The 16,911-nt window shown below is 63.5% G+C and carries 15 protein-coding genes, 1 other RNA gene and 1 pseudogene; 6 read left to right on the top strand and 11 right to left on the bottom strand.

Going from position 1 to position 16,911, the window contains the following annotated elements:
- Positions 1 to 85 precede the first annotated feature (85 nt).
- Positions 86 to 1,108, bottom strand: a complete 1,023-nt coding sequence (locus tag M1B35_RS18060; RefSeq protein ID WP_268262683.1) for a hypothetical protein — start codon at positions 1,106 to 1,108, stop codon at positions 86 to 88.
- A 210-nt stretch (positions 1,109 to 1,318) separates the two neighbouring features.
- On the opposite strand from M1B35_RS18060, the gene M1B35_RS18055 reads away from it, so the two are divergent.
- Positions 1,319 to 1,636 (top strand): DUF2388 domain-containing protein, encoded by a 318-nt coding sequence (locus tag M1B35_RS18055; RefSeq protein ID WP_123327728.1) that lies wholly within the window; start codon positions 1,319 to 1,321, stop codon positions 1,634 to 1,636.
- A gap of 74 nt (positions 1,637 to 1,710) precedes the next feature.
- On the opposite strand, the pseudogene gcvP reads toward M1B35_RS18055, so the two are convergent.
- Positions 1,711 to 4,583, bottom strand: a pseudogene (gene gcvP, locus M1B35_RS18050) (aminomethyl-transferring glycine dehydrogenase).
- A gap of 186 nt (positions 4,584 to 4,769) precedes the next feature.
- Between gcvP and M1B35_RS18045 the strand changes: the two are divergent.
- Positions 4,770 to 5,909, top strand: a complete 1,140-nt coding sequence (locus M1B35_RS18045; RefSeq protein ID WP_268262682.1) for a DegT/DnrJ/EryC1/StrS family aminotransferase — start codon at positions 4,770 to 4,772, stop codon at positions 5,907 to 5,909.
- 58 nt (positions 5,910 to 5,967) lie between these two features.
- On the opposite strand, the gene gcvH is transcribed toward M1B35_RS18045, so the two are convergent.
- From gcvH to M1B35_RS18000, 9 genes are all read right to left on the bottom strand, one after another.
- On the bottom strand, positions 5,968 to 6,351 hold the full coding sequence (gcvH, locus tag M1B35_RS18040) for a glycine cleavage system protein GcvH (protein WP_123327731.1): 384 nt from the start codon (positions 6,349 to 6,351) through the stop codon (positions 5,968 to 5,970).
- Between the two features lie 53 nt (positions 6,352 to 6,404).
- Complete coding sequence (gene gcvT / locus M1B35_RS18035; RefSeq protein ID WP_123327732.1) at positions 6,405 to 7,487, bottom strand: glycine cleavage system aminomethyltransferase GcvT; 1,083 nt, start codon at positions 7,485 to 7,487, stop codon at positions 6,405 to 6,407.
- 155 nt (positions 7,488 to 7,642) lie between these two features.
- On the bottom strand, positions 7,643 to 9,259 hold the full coding sequence (locus M1B35_RS18030; protein ID WP_268262681.1) for an ABC transporter permease: 1,617 nt from the start codon (positions 9,257 to 9,259) through the stop codon (positions 7,643 to 7,645).
- A gap of 98 nt (positions 9,260 to 9,357) precedes the next feature.
- Entirely contained in the window at positions 9,358 to 10,359 is a 1,002-nt protein-coding gene (locus tag M1B35_RS18025) for an extracellular solute-binding protein (protein ID WP_268262680.1), read from the bottom strand.
- Positions 10,360 to 10,510: 151 nt separating this feature from the next.
- Complete coding sequence (locus M1B35_RS18020; RefSeq protein ID WP_268262741.1) at positions 10,511 to 11,728, bottom strand: 2-octaprenyl-3-methyl-6-methoxy-1,4-benzoquinol hydroxylase; 1,218 nt, start codon at positions 11,726 to 11,728, stop codon at positions 10,511 to 10,513.
- A 9-nt stretch (positions 11,729 to 11,737) separates the two neighbouring features.
- Entirely contained in the window at positions 11,738 to 12,223 is a 486-nt protein-coding gene (locus tag M1B35_RS18015; protein WP_268262679.1) for a DUF4442 domain-containing protein, read from the bottom strand.
- Complete coding sequence (ubiH, locus tag M1B35_RS18010; protein ID WP_123327736.1) at positions 12,216 to 13,403, bottom strand: 2-octaprenyl-6-methoxyphenyl hydroxylase; 1,188 nt, start codon at positions 13,401 to 13,403, stop codon at positions 12,216 to 12,218. Before ubiH ends, M1B35_RS18015 begins: the two co-directional genes overlap by 8 nt.
- The gene (pepP, locus tag M1B35_RS18005) at positions 13,400 to 14,734 is read right to left on the bottom strand and encodes a Xaa-Pro aminopeptidase (protein WP_268262678.1); all 1,335 of its coding nucleotides are present in this window, start codon (positions 14,732 to 14,734) and stop codon (positions 13,400 to 13,402) included. The genes ubiH and pepP overlap by 4 nt, the downstream gene beginning before the upstream one ends.
- Positions 14,735 to 14,761: 27 nt before the next feature.
- Entirely contained in the window at positions 14,762 to 15,319 is a 558-nt protein-coding gene (locus M1B35_RS18000; RefSeq protein ID WP_123327738.1) for a YecA/YgfB family protein, read from the bottom strand.
- 140 nt (positions 15,320 to 15,459) lie between these two features.
- Here M1B35_RS18000 and M1B35_RS17995 point away from each other — a divergent pair, with 140 nt between their 5' ends.
- From M1B35_RS17995 to M1B35_RS17980, 4 genes are all read left to right on the top strand, one after another.
- Positions 15,460 to 15,669, top strand: a complete 210-nt coding sequence (locus M1B35_RS17995) for a TIGR02449 family protein (protein ID WP_123328119.1) — start codon at positions 15,460 to 15,462, stop codon at positions 15,667 to 15,669.
- Positions 15,666 to 15,989: a cell division protein ZapA gene (locus M1B35_RS17990; protein ID WP_123327739.1), complete on the top strand. Its 324-nt coding sequence runs from the start codon at positions 15,666 to 15,668 to the stop codon at positions 15,987 to 15,989. Before M1B35_RS17995 ends, M1B35_RS17990 begins: the two co-directional genes overlap by 4 nt.
- 23 nt (positions 15,990 to 16,012) lie before the next feature.
- A non-coding RNA gene (gene ssrS / locus M1B35_RS17985) (6S RNA) lies at positions 16,013 to 16,191 on the top strand.
- Positions 16,192 to 16,282: 91 nt separating this feature from the next.
- On the top strand, positions 16,283 to 16,888 hold the full coding sequence (locus M1B35_RS17980) for a 5-formyltetrahydrofolate cyclo-ligase (RefSeq protein ID WP_123327740.1): 606 nt from the start codon (positions 16,283 to 16,285) through the stop codon (positions 16,886 to 16,888).
- Positions 16,889 to 16,911 lie beyond the last annotated feature (23 nt).

Genomic DNA, 16,911 nt, shown 5'->3' with positions numbered 1-16,911 from the left:
ATGCGCAGTTTAGGGACCTCCATGCGCATTCCGAGCGTGCTTTTAAGGCCACATGATCGAAGCACAGCTGGTTTTCGTGCAGGGCCTAGCTTCCGAACGACTCCCAGTCGCTCACCCCGACCTTGTCATTGGGCTGGATATCCAGCACCGCGCCGTCGTCACGCCGCTGCAGAATGGAGCGCCCCACGGACAGCTTCTTGCGGGTCTGGTGGTTAACCGCGGTGGACTCTTGGGTCGGGCTGAACAATAGACGATCCGGCGCATCCTGGCGCACGCGCATGCCTGCCGGGTAATGCCATTCTCCAAGCTGCACCGGCTTGGCCAGGACTCCTGACCATTGGCGCAACTGCTGGTTCTCATCCAGATCCAGGGTCAGCGACAGGAACTGCATGCCCTGGTACGCCACGGGACGCGGCACCTCACCGTCAGTGCGCACGATAAAGCCCGAGGACTCGTGGAACACCTGGCTACCCGCGGGCCAGGTGACATCGGCCAACCGAGCCTCCGGGCTCAGATGGCATTCATCGAAACGCCAGCGGCTGGGAAAGGTCCGGTCTTCAACGCTGCGGTCAAAGCTGACCCAGCCGCCGCCCTTGCAGGGCCAGCCCGCCACTGGCTGGTCGTCCACCAGCAACAGTTTTGAAAAGTAATAATGCAGCGGCATCTCTATTTCGCTGACCTGCACGCCCAGCACCGTCTGCGGCGCCGTGAACGTCGCATGTTCAACGCTTTGCAGGCCCGACAGCTGCGACTCCCCCTTCCAGTCCACCGGGTCCAGGGTATCGAGCTTGACCAGAGTCCCCGCCGGGAAATGCAGTTCGTCCAGTTGCAGATCGGCTTGCAGCCGCGGGTTCAGCGCCTGGGTGCGCTCTTGCTGGGCGATGGAGAGCGCCACCATGCCCCAGACAAACTTGAGCCCCAGGCCGACGAAAAACAGCATCACCAGTGTCAGGGGTACGTGCAGCCACAGACGCTTGCGCAGCCGCTGGCGTTTTTCCGGGTGACGCAGCGCCATGACCAGGGATACCAATCCCGCCACGCTGACACCGAAAAGGATCAGCAACAGATACAGGTACATGAGCGCGATGGGGCTGGGGCCGAAAATCAAGGGGGAACATCCGTGCTCTGGCAGAAGCCGCGCATCGTGCCAAATTTTACCCGGCGGGCATACCGCGGATGACACGTAGCGCCGTTAAAACGCGCACTCGCCTGCATAGCATCCACCGCAGGTCGAAAACCTTATGCACCGGCCACGGAACTCATTCGGGTCGTCTGTAATCAAATTATTCCAGATACCCCCCAGTCGGAGTCACTCACCATGCGTCTAAAAATAGCTGTCGCAACACTTGCCTTGCTTTCCCTCCCTGTCGGTTCGGCAATGGCCGACAGCTTCTGGCGTAACGTCATTTCCTCCGGTGCCACCACCGGTTCCACCTACCTGACCTTCAAGGACCACAAACTGATCGTTGCTGCCCAGGACGATGCCGGTAGTTTTGTCGCCAGTGAAGGCAGCATCCGCGGTCCGTACCTGGAAGCCGCCATGCAGAAAGTGCGTGCCGAGAACCCGGGCCTGCAGGCCACGGACATGGAACTGGCCAACGCGATCCTGGCGAAGAACGCCGTCGCCCAGGAATGATCTGCGCAAGCTAAAAAAAGCCGCTTCCTCTTATGAGGCAAGCGGCTTTTTTTTGCCCGACGAAGCCACAGCGCTCAGCGGTAGGCGTCCACCGGTACGCAGGCGCAAAACAGGTTGCGGTCGCCATAGACGTTGTCCACCCGGTTGACCGTAGGCCAATATTTGTGGGCCTTGGTATGGGCGCTGGGCAATACCGCGCGCTCAATGCTGTAGGGCCGTTCCCAAACGCCAGTGATGTCCGCCAGCGTATGAGGCGCGCCCTTGAGCGGGTTGTTGTCAGGCGGCCAATGACCGTCCTGGACCTGGGCAATCTCCGCGCGGATGCTCAACATGGCTTCGACAAACCGGTCCAGCTCGGCCTTGGACTCGCTTTCGGTCGGCTCGACCATCAGCGTGCCCGGCACCGGGAACGACATGGTCGGGGCATGGAAACCGTAATCCATCAGGCGCTTGGCCACGTCCTCTTCGCTGATGCCAGTCAGGGCCTTGAGCGGGCGCAGATCAAGAATGCATTCATGGGCCACCCGGCCGTTACGCCCGCTGTAGAGCACCGGGAATGCACCGCCGAGTTGCTGGGCCAGGTAGTTGGCCGCGAGGATCGCCACCTCGCTGGCATCCGCCAATTGCGGGCCCATCATGGCGATGTACATCCAACTGATGGGCAAGATACTGGCGCTGCCCCAGGGCGCGGCGCTGACGGCAGGGTTCTGCGGCAGGGGCCCGTCGATCGGCACCACCGGGTGGTTGGCGACAAAGGGCGCCAGGTGCGCACGCACGCCGATGGGCCCCATGCCCGGCCCGCCCCCGCCATGGGGAATGCAAAAAGTCTTGTGCAGGTTCATGTGGGACACATCGGCACCAATGTCCGCCGGGCGGGCCAGGCCCACCTGGGCATTGAGGTTGGCGCCGTCCATGTACACCTGGCCGCCGTGGCGGTGGATCACCTCACAGATCTCGCGGATGCCTTCCTCGTAGACACCGTGGGTCGAGGGGTACGTCGCCATCAGGCAGGACAACTGCTCGCCGGCGGCCAGGGCCTTGGCCTTGAGGTCTTCAAGATCGACATTGCCAGCCTCGTCGCAATCGACGATCACCACGTGCATGCCGGCCATTTGCGCCGATGCCGGGTTGGTGCCGTGGGCCGACGCCGGGATCAGGCAGATATGCCGCCCGCCCTGCCCCCGGCTTTCATGGTATTTGCGAATCGCCAGCAGCCCCGCGTACTCACCCTGGGCACCGGAGTTGGGCTGCATGCACACCGCATCGAAACCGGTGATCGCACATAACCAGCGCTCCAGCTCATCGATCAGCAACGTATAGCCCCGCGCCTGCTCGCGAGGCACGAACGGATGCAGGTTGGCGAAGGCCGGCCAGGTGATGGGGATCATCTCGCTGCTGGCATTGAGCTTCATGGTGCAGGAGCCCAGGGGGATCATCGATTGGTTGAGGGCCAGGTCCTTGTTTTCCAGCTGCTTGAGGTAGCGCAGCATCTCGGTTTCGCTGTGGTGAGCGCTGAACACCGGATGGGTCAGGTAGCGGCTGGTGCGCAACAGTTCATCGGGGATGCCCGACTCCAGCGCCTCGGCATCCAGTTGCGCGACGTCCAGGCCATGGTCGGCACCGAGAAACACATCAAACAACCGGGCCACAGTGGTTTCATCGCAGGTTTCATCCAGGCTCAAGCCCAAATGGCCACGCCCGAGAATCCGCAGATTGATGTGCAACGCCTTGGCGCTCTCGATAATCGCTGTCTGGCTGCCGCCGACTTCCAGGGTCAGGGTGTCGAAGAAGCTCCGGTTCAGGCGCTTGATGCCGTGCCGCTCAAGGCCACTGGCGAGGATGCAGGTCAGCCGATGCACCCGTTGGGCGATGCGCTTGAGCCCCACAGGGCCGTGATAGACGGCATAGAAGCTGGCGATATTGGCCAGCAGCACCTGAGCCGTGCAGATGTTGGAGTTGGCCTTCTCCCGGCGAATATGTTGCTCGCGGGTTTGCAGCGCCATGCGCAGGGCAACGTTGCCCGGGCGTCCCGGGAGACGCCGATGATGCGCCCGGGCATCGCCCGCTTGAACTCGTCGCGGCAGGCAAAATACGCCGCGTGGGGCCCGCCGTAGCCCATGGGCACGCCAAAGCGCTGGGACGAACCGAAGACCACATCGGCGCCCATTTCACCGGGAGGCGTCAGCAGCAACAGGCTCAGCAAGTCGGCAGCGACACACGCCAGGGCCTGCTGCGCGTGCAACTGGTCGATCAGCGGCCGCAGGTCAAGAATCTCCCCGTGGGTGTCCGGGTACTGCAACAAGGCGCCGAATACCTGATGCGCAGCCAGGTTCTGCGGCGTATCCACCACCAGTTCGATGCCGAAGCCTTCGGCCCGGGTCTGCACCACGGACAGGGTCTGGGGATGGCAGTTTTCATCGACGAAGAACAGGTTGCTCTTGGACTTGGCCACGCGCTTGGCCAGGGCCATGGCTTCCGCCGCTGCCGTGGCCTCGTCCAGTAACGAGGCGTTGGCCAGGTCGAGCCCGGTGAGGTCGATGGTCAGTTGCTGAAAGTTGAGCAAGGCCTCCAGCCGGCCCTGGGCAATCTCCGGCTGATAAGGCGTGTACGCGGTGTACCAACCCGGGTTTTCCAGGACGTTGCGCAGGATTACCGTCGGCGTCAGGGTGCCGTGGTAACCCATGCCGATCAGGCTGGTCCACAGCTCATTCTGCTCGGCATACCCCCGCAGCCTGGCCAGCGCCGCCGCTTCATCCAGGGCGGGTGGCAACTCCAGCGGGCGATTCAGGCGGATGCCCGGCGGCACCGTCTGCTCGATCAATTCGACCCGGCTACCCAGCCCCAGGCTGTCGAGCATGGCTTGCTGCTCGGCCGCATCGGGCCCCAGGTGACGTCGCAGAAAAGCATGGGGGTCGCGCAACTGGCTCAGAGGCAACAACTGGGACATGACGGGCTCTCTCTTGGCTGGCACTCAGCCTCGATGCAACACGGTCAACGCAGCATAGCAGCCGATCCCGGCAGCGACGGTCTGGCGCGGCGACGGCAGACGGACCATGATGCTGGCCTTTGCTGGCGCCGCCACGGTGCGCCGTTATCCACGCCTTCATCGTCCGCTTATCGGGTGCCCATCGTCATGAGCCAGCTGCCTTTCCTGCCGTTCTCCAAACCCACCATCGATGAAGCCACCATCGCCGCCGTTGGCGAGGTGCTGCGTTCCGGCTGGATCACCAGCGGCCCCAAGGTCCAGGCGTTTGAGGCACAACTCTCGGAGTACTTCGGCGGGCGCCCGGTGCGCACCTTCAACTCCGGCACCTGCACCATGGAGATTGCCCTGCGTATTGCCGGCATCGGCCCGGGTGATGAGGTCATTACCACGCCGATCTCCTGGGTGGCGACCGCCAACGTGATTCTCGAAGTCGGCGCCACCCCGGTATTTGCCGATATCGACCCGGTCACCCGCAACATCGACCTGGCCCAGGTCGAAGCCGCCATCACCCCCCGCACCAAAGCCATCATCCCGGTGTACCTCGCGGGCTTGCCGGTGGACATGTCGCGCCTGTACGCCCTGGCCCAGCGCCACGGCATGCGGGTGGTGGAAGATGCCGCCCAGGCCTTGGGGTCAAGCTGGAACGGCCAGCGCATCGGCGCCACGGGCGACTTTGTCTCGTTCAGCTTCCAGGCCAACAAGAACGTTACCTGCGCCGAAGGCGGCTGCCTGGTGCTGAACAACGCCGAAGAAGTGCGCCTGGCGGAGAAATACCGCCTGCAGGGCGTGACCCGCAACGGCTTCGACGGCCTGGATGTGGACGTGCTGGGCGGCAAGTTCAATATGACCGATGTGGCCGCCGCCATCGGCCTCGGCCAGTTCGCCCATATCCATGCCCTCACCGCCCACCGACGGGCCCTGGCCCGGCATTACTTCGAATGTTTCGGCAGCGACTTCGAGGCGCGCTACGGCGCCCAATTGCCACCCGCGGACTTCACCCAGAGCAACTGGCACTTGTTCCAACTGGTGCTGCCGGAACGCGGTGACGGCAAGCCGGCACGAGCCACTTTCATGGAGCAGATGCAGGAACGGGGGATTGGCATCGGCTATCACTACCCACCGATTCACTTGCTCAGCCTGTACCGCGAACGCGGCTTCAAGGAGGGAATGTTTAGCGTGGCGGAACGGGTCGGTCGCTTGATCGTCTCGTTGCCGATGTTCAGCAGCATGAGCCTGAGCGACGTGGAGCGCTCGGTAGCTGCTGTGAAAGAGGTGTTGGCACGTTGATCGGCCAACGCAAGCAAGCGTGCACCTGCAACAGGGCCGCTTGCTCGTGGGGAGCGGCTTACTCGCCGATAGCGGCCTTGTAGCCGGCAGCGTCCAGCAGCTTGTCCAGGTCAGCCGGGTTGCTCGGCTTGAGCTTGAAGATCCAGGCGCCGTACGGGTCGCTGTTGAGCAATTCAGGGCTGGCGCTGAGGTCTTCGTTGACTGCAATCACCTCGCCAGCCACCGGCGCATAGATGTCGGAAGCCGCCTTCACGGACTCCACCACACCGGCCTGGTCGCCAGCACCGAACTGGTTGCCGACTTCGGTCAGCTCGACGAACACCACGTCACCCAGGGCTTCCTGGGCGTGGTCGCTGATACCCACGGTCACGCTGCCATCGGCTTCCAGACGGGCCCATTCATGGCTTTCGGCAAAACGCAGGTCGGCAGGGATATCGCTCATGTTCTGTGTCCTCAAGAAGAAATGTCAGCGGCTCGACGCACGCCGGAAATAAGTTAGATCAAGGTTTTGCCGTGGCGCACAAAGGTCGGTTTAACCACCCGGACCGGGTACCACTTGCCACGGATCTCCACCTCGGCACGGTCAGCGGTGGCCATCGGTACCCGCGCCAGGGCGATCGATTTGCTCAACGTAGGAGAGAAACTACCACTGGTGATCTCACCTTCGCCAACATCGGCGATGCGCACCACCTGATGAGCGCGCAAAACCCCGCGTTCCTCCAGCACCAACCCCACCAATTTCTGCTTCACGCCGGACGCCCGCTCGGCTTCCAGGGCAGTGCGGCCGATGAATTTGCGCGAGCTGGGTTCCCAGGCAATGCTCCAGGCCATATTGGCCGCCAGGGGCGATACCGTCTGATGAATGTCCTGGCCGTAGAGGTTCATGCCGGCTTCAAGGCGCAGGGTGTCACGGGCACCCAGGCCGATCGGTGAGATACCGGCACCGACCAGGTCGTTGAAAAAAGCCGGGGCCTGGTCCGCCGGCAAGGCGATCTCCAGGCCGTCTTCACCGGTGTAGCCGGTGCGCGCAATAAACCAGTCACCGTCGAAATGGGCTTCAAAAGGCTTGAGCTGCTGAATCAGGGCGCCACGGGACTGGCTCACCAGTTCGGCGATCTTGTGCCGCGCCTGGGGCCCTTGAATGGCCAACATGGCCAGCTCCGGACGTTCCTGCAACTGGACTTGATAGTCCCCGCGCTGGGCCTGCATCCAAGCCAGGTCCTGGTCCCGGGTGGCGGCGTTGACCACCAGGCGATAACCGGCCTCGGTGCGGTACACAATCATGTCGTCGACGATGCCGCCCTGCTCGTTGAGCATGGCGCTGTACAACGCCTTGCCGGTGCTTTGCAGGCGCTCGACGTCATTGGCCAGCAAGTGCTGGAGCCAGGCGGTGGCCTGGGCGCCGCTGATGTCGATCACGGTCATGTGGGATACATCGAAAACCCCACAGTCACGGCGCACCTCATGGTGTTCCTCGACCTGGGAGCCGTAATGCAAGGGCATATCCCAACCGCCAAAATCGACCATCTTCGCGCCAAGGGCGAGGTGCAGGTCATACAGAGGCGTACGCTGTCCCATGGGTTTCTCCTTCCGGGCGTGGCGAAGGTGCGGACAACGCTGAAACGGGTAAAAACCTCGCGTCCACGGGCTTTCAACCGGCTTCAGCGACCCGGCTGATACAGCGGACCGCACCGAATGCCGCGCATTGTAGCCGCAAGGTCGTGGGCTGGCACCTAACCGATTCGTGCGGCGGAGCGGCGAATCAGGCCAATCACCGGTAGCAGGCCCACCAGCACCAGGGTCAGGGCCGGCAGAGATGCACGCGCCCACTCACCCTCGCTGGTCATCTCGAAGATCCGCACCGCCAACGTGTCCCAGCCGAACGGGCGCATCAGCAGGGTGGCGGGCATTTCCTTGAGCACGTCGACGAACACCAGCAGCGCTGCGCTCAAGGTCCCCGGCAGCAATAACGGTAGATACACTTTGAAAAACAGTCGTGGCCCGCTGACCCCCAAACTGCGGGCAGCTTCCGGCAAGGACGGACGGATCCGCGCCAGGCTGCTTTCCAGTGGCCCATAGGCCACCGCGATAAAGCGCACCAAATACGCCAGTATCAAGGCCGAGAGGCTGCCCAGCAGCAACGGCTTGCCCGCCCCGCCGAGCCAGCTCGACAGCGGGATCACCAGCTCCCGATCCAGGTAGCTGAAGGCCAACATGATCGACACGGCCAGCACCGAGCCCGGCAACGCATAGCCCAGGTTGGCCAGGCTGACGCCGGTGCTGATCGTGCGGTTCGGCGCCAGGCGTCGGGCGAAGGCCAGCAGCAGCGCCACGGACACGGTGATCAGCGCCGCCATGCCGCCCAGGTACAAGGTGTGGACAATCAGCCCGGCATAACGCTCGTCCAGGTCGAAGCGCCCCCGCTGCCAGAACCACACCACCAGTTGCAGCATGGGGATCACAAAGGCGCAGGCGAACACCAGCAGGCACCAGGCGCTGGCTGCCAAGGCCTTGGCCCCGTGCAGGTGATACAGCGCCTTGCCCCGGGGCCGTTCGTTACCCGCGCGGCTGGCCCCTCGGGCCCGACGCTCGCCATAGAGCACCAACATCACCGCCAACAGCAACAGGCTGGCCAGTTGCGCCGCGCTGGAGAGGCTGAAGAAGCCGTACCAGGTTTTGTAGATGGCGGTGGTGAAGGTGTCGAAATTGAACACCGCCACCGCGCCGAAATCCGCCAGGGTCTCCATCAGCGCCAGGGCCACACCGGCGCCAATGGCCGGTCGCGCCATGGGCAGGGCCACGCGCCAGAATGCCTGCCAGGGCGACTGCCCGAGCACCCGTGCAGCTTCCATCAGGCCCTTGCCCTGGGCCAGGAACGCGGTACGCGCCAACAGGTAGACGTAGGGGTAGAACACCAGCACCAGCACCAGGATCACGCCGCCGGTGGAGCGCACCCGCGGCAGGCGCAGGCCCGGGCCGAACCACTCGCGCAACAGGCTTTGCACCGGGCCGGCAAAGTCCAGCAGGCCGACAAAGACAAAGGCCAGCACGTAGGCGGGAATGGCGAACGGCAGCATCAAGGCCCAGTCCAGCCAGCGGCGCCCGGGAAATTCACAGAGGCTGGTGAGCCACGCCAGGCTGACACCCAGCAGGGTCACGCCGACGCCCACTCCGAGTACCAGGGTCAGGGTGTTGCCCAGCAGGCGCGGCATCTGGGTTTCCCACAAGTGGGACCAGATTTGCGGGTCGATATTTTGCCAGGACAGCACCAGCACGCTCAGCGGCAGCAGCACCAGGGCGGCGACAGCAAAAACCGGCAGGTACCAACGGCGTTGGGCGGGATGGGCCAAGGGCAAGCTCTCTCGTGCAGGGCGTTATGAGCCTGCGATGTGTGAGGGGGCCAATAAAAAAACGCCCCGCAGAAGCGGGGCGCAGTATAACGGCAGGCTTAGTTCCAGCCAGCACGGTCCATCAAGCGAATGGCTTCGGCCTGGCGCTTGCCGGCGATTTCCACGGGCAGGGTGTCGGCGACGAACTTGCCCCAACTGGCCACTTCAGCCGACGGTTTCACCGCCGGGTTGGCCGGGAACTCCTGGTTGACGTCGGCAAAGATCTTCTGCGCTTCCGGGGTGGTCATCCACTCCACCAGGGCCTTGGCGGCTTCCGGGTGTGGCGCGTGCTTGGTCAGGCCGATGCCCGACAGGTTGACATGCACGCCACGGTCACCCTGGTTCGGCCAGAACAGCTTCACCGCCAAGTCCGGCTTCTGCTTGTGCAGGCGGCCGTAGTAGTAGGTGTTGACGATGCCCACATCGCATTGCCCGGCGTTGATCGCCTCCAGCACCGCGATGTCATCGGAGAACACGTCGGTGGACAGGTTGTTGACCCAGCCCTTGAGGATTTCCTCGGTCTTCGCCGCACCGTGGGTTTCGATCAGGGTGGCGGTCAGCGATTGGTTGTAGACCTTCTTCGCTGTACGCAGGCACAGGCGACCTTCCCACTGCTTGCCGGCCAGGGCTTCGTAGGTGGTCAGGTCAGCTGGTTTGACCCGGTCGGTGGAGTAGGCCAGGGTCCGCGCCCGCAGGCTGAGGCCGGTCCAGGCGTGGGAAGATGCGCGGTATTGCAGGGGAATGTTGGCGTCGATGACCTTGGAGGTGAAGGGCTGCAGAATGCCCATCTGCTCGGCTTGCCAAAGGTTGCCGGCGTCCACGGTGAGCAGCAGGTCGGCCGTGGCGTTCTCGCCCTCGGCCTTGATCCGCTGCATCAACGGGGCTTCCTTGTCGGTGATGAACTTGACCTTGACCCCGGTCTTCTCGGTGTAGGCATCGAACACCGGCTTGATCAGCTCGTCGATCCGCGAGGAATAGACCACCACCTCATCCGCCGCCTGGGCGGTGCCGCCAATGAGGGTGAGTGCCAGGGCAGTCAGTAGACGCTTAGGTACCAACATGGGAGCAGTCTCTCGAATTCAAAATGAGGCGAAATGATAAGGACTCACATTTAGCATCTCAACCGAACCCGGCGCCGAGGAGTTACCAGATGTTGCATAGGCCTGGCAGGTGCGGCCGGCATCACCGCCAAGCCGGCTCAGGCCACGGGCTTCAGGCTTTGGCCAGGGCCGGCAGATCACCGCTGAGGCCCAGCGCCTGACGCACAAACAGCGCCTTGGCTTCAGGCATCTGCTCGACCACCTTGAGCCCGGTATTGCGCAACCAGCGCAAGGGCAGCGGGTCGGCCTGGAACAAGCGCTCGAAGCCCTCCATCGCCGCCATCAGCGCCAGGTTGTGGGGCATGCGCCGCCGCTCGTAGCGACTCAGCACCTTGGCATCGGCCAGCCGCTCGCCACGGCCGGCCGCCTGCAGCAGCACCTCGGCCAGCACCGCCGCGTCCAGAAAGCCCAGGTTGACCCCCTGCCCCGCCAACGGGTGAATGGTGTGGGCCGCATCGCCAATCAAGGCCAGCCCCTCGGCGACATAGCGCTTGGCATGACGCTGGCGCAACGGCACGCACAACCGCGGGTCGGCACTCAGCACTGAGCCCAGGCGGCCTTCAAAGGCTCGCTCCAGCTCGCTGCAAAACGTGTCATCGTCCAGGGCCATCAGGCGCTCGGCCTCGGTCGGGGTGGTCGACCAGACAATGGAGCACCAATCCTCTTGCCCATCACGCTCAAGGGGCAGGAACGCCAAGGGGCCGTTGTCGGTAAAGCGCTGCCAGGCCGTGCGTTGATGGGGCTGGCTGCTGCGCACGCTGGTGACGATCGCGTGGTGCAGGTAATCCCACTCGCGGGTGGCACAACCGGTCAGGCGGCGCACCGCCGAATTGGCGCCGTCTGCGGCAATCACCAGAGGCGCACGCAGGGTTCGGCCATCGGCCAAGGTCAGCAGCCAGTCATCGCCGGAGCGGCGCATCTGCTCCAGGCGAGCATTGGCCAACATGCCCAGGTCGCACTGGTGCAGGCGCTCCAGCAACGCATCCTGCACCACCCGGTTCTCGACGATATGCCCGAGCACCTCGGCATGCACGCTGGCCGCGGAGAAGTGAATCTGCCCGGTGCCGCTGCCGTCCCAGACCTGCATGTCCGCATAAGGGCTGGCGCGGCGCCGAAGCACGCCGTCCCACGCCCCCAGGCGTTGCAGGATCCGCTGGCTGGCAGCCGACAAGGCACTGACCCGCGGCTCGAACGCGGCCTCGGGTTCGAAGGGCTTGACCGTCAGCGAGCTGCCGTCCAGCAGCAGCACGTCCAGGCCGCTGTCCTGCAGCGCCAGCGCCAGGGCGCTACCGACCATTCCGGCCCCGACAATCAGCAGATCTGCGCGCATGTCCATGCTTTAAGCCTGTCTCGCTTGCGGCTTGAGCCGCACGTAAAGGGTTTTATCGACCCGCGCCACCAAGGTGCCGGCGCCGTCGTGGATCTCCACCTGCAACTGCGGCAGGTACTTGTCGCCATGGGCGGTTTGTTGGCGTATCTCGTCGAGCAACGGCTCGTCGATACTGAACCGGGCGAACACCGGACCCTTGCCGGGGCTGATGAAATCAATGGCCGCGGCCTTGTCCCAGACGATGTACTCGCGGCCCAGGTTTTCCATCAGCATCAGCATGAAAAACGGATCGACCATGGAATACAGGCTGCCACCGAACTGGGTACCGACGTAGTTGCGGTTGTACCACCCCAGCCCCATGGCCACCCGCACTTCGCGAAAGTCCGCACTGATGTCCCGTACTCGCACACCAGCGCCAAAATACGGCGGGTAAAGGTTCATGATCCAACGCAGCAAACGTGCCTTGCCCAGGCGCCGGGTCAGCCACTCACGCATCGGGACGCGTCCCCAAGCCCATGGCCTGCCGGGCAAACCAGCGCTTGGCCGGAGGCAACAAGTCCAGCCCCAGCAAGCCCAGGTTGCGCCCCAAGGACACCAGTGGCTGTTGGCTGCCGAACAAGCGGGTGACCTGGTCAGAGAAGCCGACGGTCAGGTCCTGATCCAGGCGCTGACGCTCACGATAAGCCTGCAAGGTGGCGAAATCCCCCGGCACGCGGTCACTGGCCAGCAGCGCATCGGCCAAGGCCTGGGCATCACGCAGGGACAGGTTGAAACCCTGGCCGGCAATCGGGTGCAGGCTGTGGGCAGCATTGCCCAGCACCACTAGGTGGGAGCGCACCTGCTCCTCGGCCTCGACCAGGGACAAGGGGTACAGGTGCCGCGCGCCGACTTGCTTCAGGGTGCCCAGGCGATAGCCGAACACGCCCTGCAGTTCGCTGAGAAAAGCGCGCTCATCCAGCGCCGCCAGGCGTTGCGCGTCCATCCCCTGGCGGGTCCAGACCAGCGCACAGCGGTTGTCCGCCAGCGGCAGCAGGGCCATCGGCCCATCGTCGGTAAAACGCTCGAAAGCCATGCCGTTGTGGGCTTCGCTGGGGGTGATATTGGCGATCAGCGCACTCTGGTTGTAGGGGCGTTTCTTGACCCCGATCCCCAGTTGCTCACGCAGCCCGGAGCGGCCGCCATCGGCCAGCACCGCCAGGTCGCACTCCAGGGTGGTTTCATCATTCAGCGTCAGGCGATAGCCGGCTTCCAGCGGTTCAAGACGGGTGACTTCAGCCGGGCAGCGCCAACTGATCACGTCCTTATCCAGCCCCTGCCAGAGGCACTGGCCGAGCCAGGCGTTTTCCACCACATAGCCCAGGGCCGGAACCCCTTCTTCCATGGCCGACAGCCGTGCAGTGGAGAACCGCCCCCGGTCCGACACATGGATTTGCTTGATCGGTTCGGCGCGGCGAGAGATCTCCTGCCACAGGCCCAGGCGCTGATAAATCTGCCGCGCGCCAAAGGACAGCGCCGAGGAACGGGCGTCGTAGCTGGGTTGATAGCTGTCCCCCGGAGCGAAGGGTTCGATCAGCACGATCCTCCAGCCCCGGGCCTTGGCTCCGGCCTGCAACGACAGGGCCAGGCTGGCGCCGACCAGGCCACCGCCGATGATCGCCAGATTGACCCGGCTCACAGCGCCGGCACCTGGGCAGCGGCCATCAAGGCCTCGATCTCGGCCACGGTTTTCGGCACGCCACTGGTGAGAATTTCACACCCTTGCTTGGTCACTACCACGTCGTCCTCGATGCGCACGCCAATGCCGCGCCACTTCTTAGCCACATTCAGATTGTCCGGGGCAATGTAGATACCCGGCTCCACCGTCAGCGCCATGCCGACCTCCAGTACTCGCCATTGGTCGCCGACTTTGTACTCGCCCACGTCATGCACATCCATGCCCAGCCAGTGACCGGCGCGGTGCATATAGAAGGCCTTGTAGGCTTCGCTGGCGATCAGCTCGTCGACATCACCTTCCAGCAGCCCCAACCTCACCAGGCCGGCGGTGATCACTTTCACCGTGGCCTCGTGGGCCTGGTTCCAGTGCTTGTTCGGCGCGATCTCGGCAAAGGCCGCTTCCTGGGAGGCCAGGACCACTTCATAGATCGCCTTCTGCTCCGGCGAAAACGTGCCGTTGACCGGCCAGGTGCGGGTAATGTCGCTGGCGTAGCAGTCAATCTCGCAACCGGCGTCGATCAACACCAGGTCGCCGTCCTTGAGCACGGCGTCATTCTCCTGGTAGTGCAGGATGCAACCATTGCGCCCGGCCGCGACGATGGAACCGTAGGCCGGCATCTTCGCGCCGCCCTTGCGGAACTCGTAATCCAGCTCGGCCTCCAGGCTGAACTCGTACAGGCCAGGACGACTGGCCTGCATGGCACGGATGTGGGCCTGGGCGGAAATCCTCGCGGCTTCGCGCATCACCTTCACTTCGGCTGCCGATTTATACAGACGCATGTCGTGCAGCAGATGATCCAGGGCAACGAACTCGTTCGGTGGCTGGGCGCCCAGGTGCGCCTTGGAACGGATCACATTGATCCAGTCCATCAGGTGGCGATCGAATTCAGGGTTGCTGCCCATGGCCGAGTAGACCCGGTCACGGCCTTCAATCAGGCCCGGCAGGATGTCGTCGATGTCGGTGATGGGGAAAGCGTCGTCGGCGCCGTAGTCACGGATCGCGCCCTCTTGCCCAGCGCGCAGGCCGTCCCAGAGTTCGCGTTCGGCGTTGCGCTCACGGCAGAACAGCACGTATTCGCCGTGCTCGCGACCGGGCATCAGGACGATCACCGCCTGGGGCTCGGGGAACCCGCTGAGGTACTGGAAATCGCTGTCCTGACGGTACACGTGTTCGACATCGCGGTTGCGGATGGCCACGGCAGCGGCCGGCAGGATCGCGATGCTGTTGGGTTCCATCTGCGCCATGAGCGCCTTGCGGCGGCGGGAGTATTCCGATTTCGGGATATGGATCATGGGCAGACGGAGTTTCCTGTCGAACGATTAATGCAGAGAAGGCTTGGCAGCCGGTGCCACGCTTTTGTTGGTCTCGGTGAACAGCAGCAAGGGAGCGACCCGCAGGTACTCCATGACTTCCATATAGTCGCTTTCGCCGTCGTCGGACTCTTCCAGCGCGTCCTGTACCTGGGCAATGGCGGCAAGGTCTTGCAACACTTCCGTGGCCTCGGTGCTCAGGGCACTGCTGTCACGGGAATTGAGGCCGAAACCGGCGAGGAAACCCTGGCACCACTGGCCCAGGGCCACGGCACGTTCGGTCAGCGGCGCATCGTCGCTGGGCAGCAACAGGACCACGGTCATGTCGTCGCTGGTCAGCTCGCCCTTGACCATTTCCTGCAGGCCGATCAGGGCGTTGCGGACGTTATCTTGCGGCTCGCCTTCGAGCAGTTCGGCGGCATCCACCAACCAACCGTCGACTTCAAAGCCGGCGCCGGCGCAACTGCGTCCCAGCAACAGGCCGTGCAATTCGGCAGGCGAAACAGGGTGACCGCTGCTGCTGAGCAGGGTGGCGAAGGCGTTGTACGGGGAATTCTGAATGGGCATGGGCAACTAGGCGCCAAGCGGCGCAATGTCTAGAATGAAGGGCTTGTATCCTAGCATCGGCAGACGCGCCAAGACTATCGAGGGCGTCAACTCGTTTGCCCAGCCAGTTGCCACTCATCAGACAAATTCAGTGGGACCCAATGGAAGACAACGACCTGCACGCGCTGATGGCCAGACTCGAATTGCTAATTACCCGGGTCGAGCAACTTAAGAGTCAAAACACACTCTTATTAGCTCAGGAAAAGACTTGGCGCGAGGAACGCGCGCACCTCATAGAAAAAAACGAAATCGCCCGGCGTAAGGTCGAATCGATGATTTCGCGCCTCAAGGCCCTGGAGCAAGACTCATGAGTTCAAGCAATAGCGTTACCGTGCAGATCCTGGATAAAGAGTATTCGATCATTTGCCCACAGGAAGAGCGCAGCAACCTGGTGAGTGCCGCCCGCTACCTGGACGGCAAGATGCGCGAGATCCGCAGCAGCGGCAAAGTCATCGGCGCCGACCGTATCGCCGTGATGGCCGCCTTGAACATCACCCACGACCTGCTGCACAAGCAGGAGCGCCCGGACGCGCAAGTCAGCGGCTCGACCCGCGAGCAAGTGCGCGACCTGCTGGAACGGGTGGATCTGGTCCTGGCCACCGATTCGGACACAAGCAAAGCTGATTCCTGAAAGTGGTTGCGGTATACTCCCGCCACTCCCTGGGGTGCTTGCCAGTTGGTGATGTCCCTGAGCCGATTCGCACTACCCTGGAGGTTGCACGTTGGGCTGGTGTGCATGTCCGCTAGACGGAAAGCCTTAAAGCCTACTGCATCCTCCACCTTGAACTTTCGGGTTCAAGGGCTAAGCCGACAGCGGTTCACCTGGGGAGCCTGAATTCTCGACCAATGCCAGTTATCCATGCTGGCATTGTCGTTTCCGGGTAGGCTGTTCTGCATTATCCGACCATCGAAAGCCCCCCACCCATGACCGAACCTGCGCCGCTTTCTCGCCCGCAACTTCGACGCATGCTGCGCAAGGCCCGTCGCGCCCTGACACCCGCCGAACAACGCCAGGCCGCACGCGATCTGTACCGCCAACTGGCCCAGCACCCGCTGTTTCGTCGCGCCCGACACCTGTCCCTTTACCTGCCCACCGACGGCGAGATCGACCCGCGCCTGCTGCTGCGCGAGGCTCAGCGCCGGGGTAAAACCACCTACCTGCCGGTGCTCAGCGCCTGGCCACGGACCAAGATGGTTTTTCAACGCGTCAGCCCCGGGGAAAAACTCCGCCCCAACCGCTTCCGCATCCTCGAACCCCGGGTCGACCCCGCGCGACAACGCAAGGTCTGGACCCTGGACCTGGTGCTTCTGCCCTTGGTGGGTTTCGATGATGGCGGTGGACGCCTGGGGATGGGCGGCGGCTTCTACGACCGCAGCCTGGCGTACCTGGCACGGCGCAAGAATTGGCGTAAGCCGACACTGCTGGGGCTGGCCCATGAGTGCCAGAAAGTGCCAAGGCTGGATCAGGCGAGCTGGGACGTACCGTTACAGGCAACGCTGACGGACAAAGGCTGGTATTTCGCGGAGTAGGCGCCACCTGGAATCAGCGGCGC

It is taken from the genome of Pseudomonas morbosilactucae (assembly GCF_023241665.1).
Classification (GTDB): Bacteria; Pseudomonadota; Gammaproteobacteria; order Pseudomonadales; family Pseudomonadaceae; genus Aquipseudomonas; species Aquipseudomonas morbosilactucae.
Note: the sequence above shows the minus strand (reverse complement) of the source record. Positions and strands in the feature narration are given on the sequence as shown.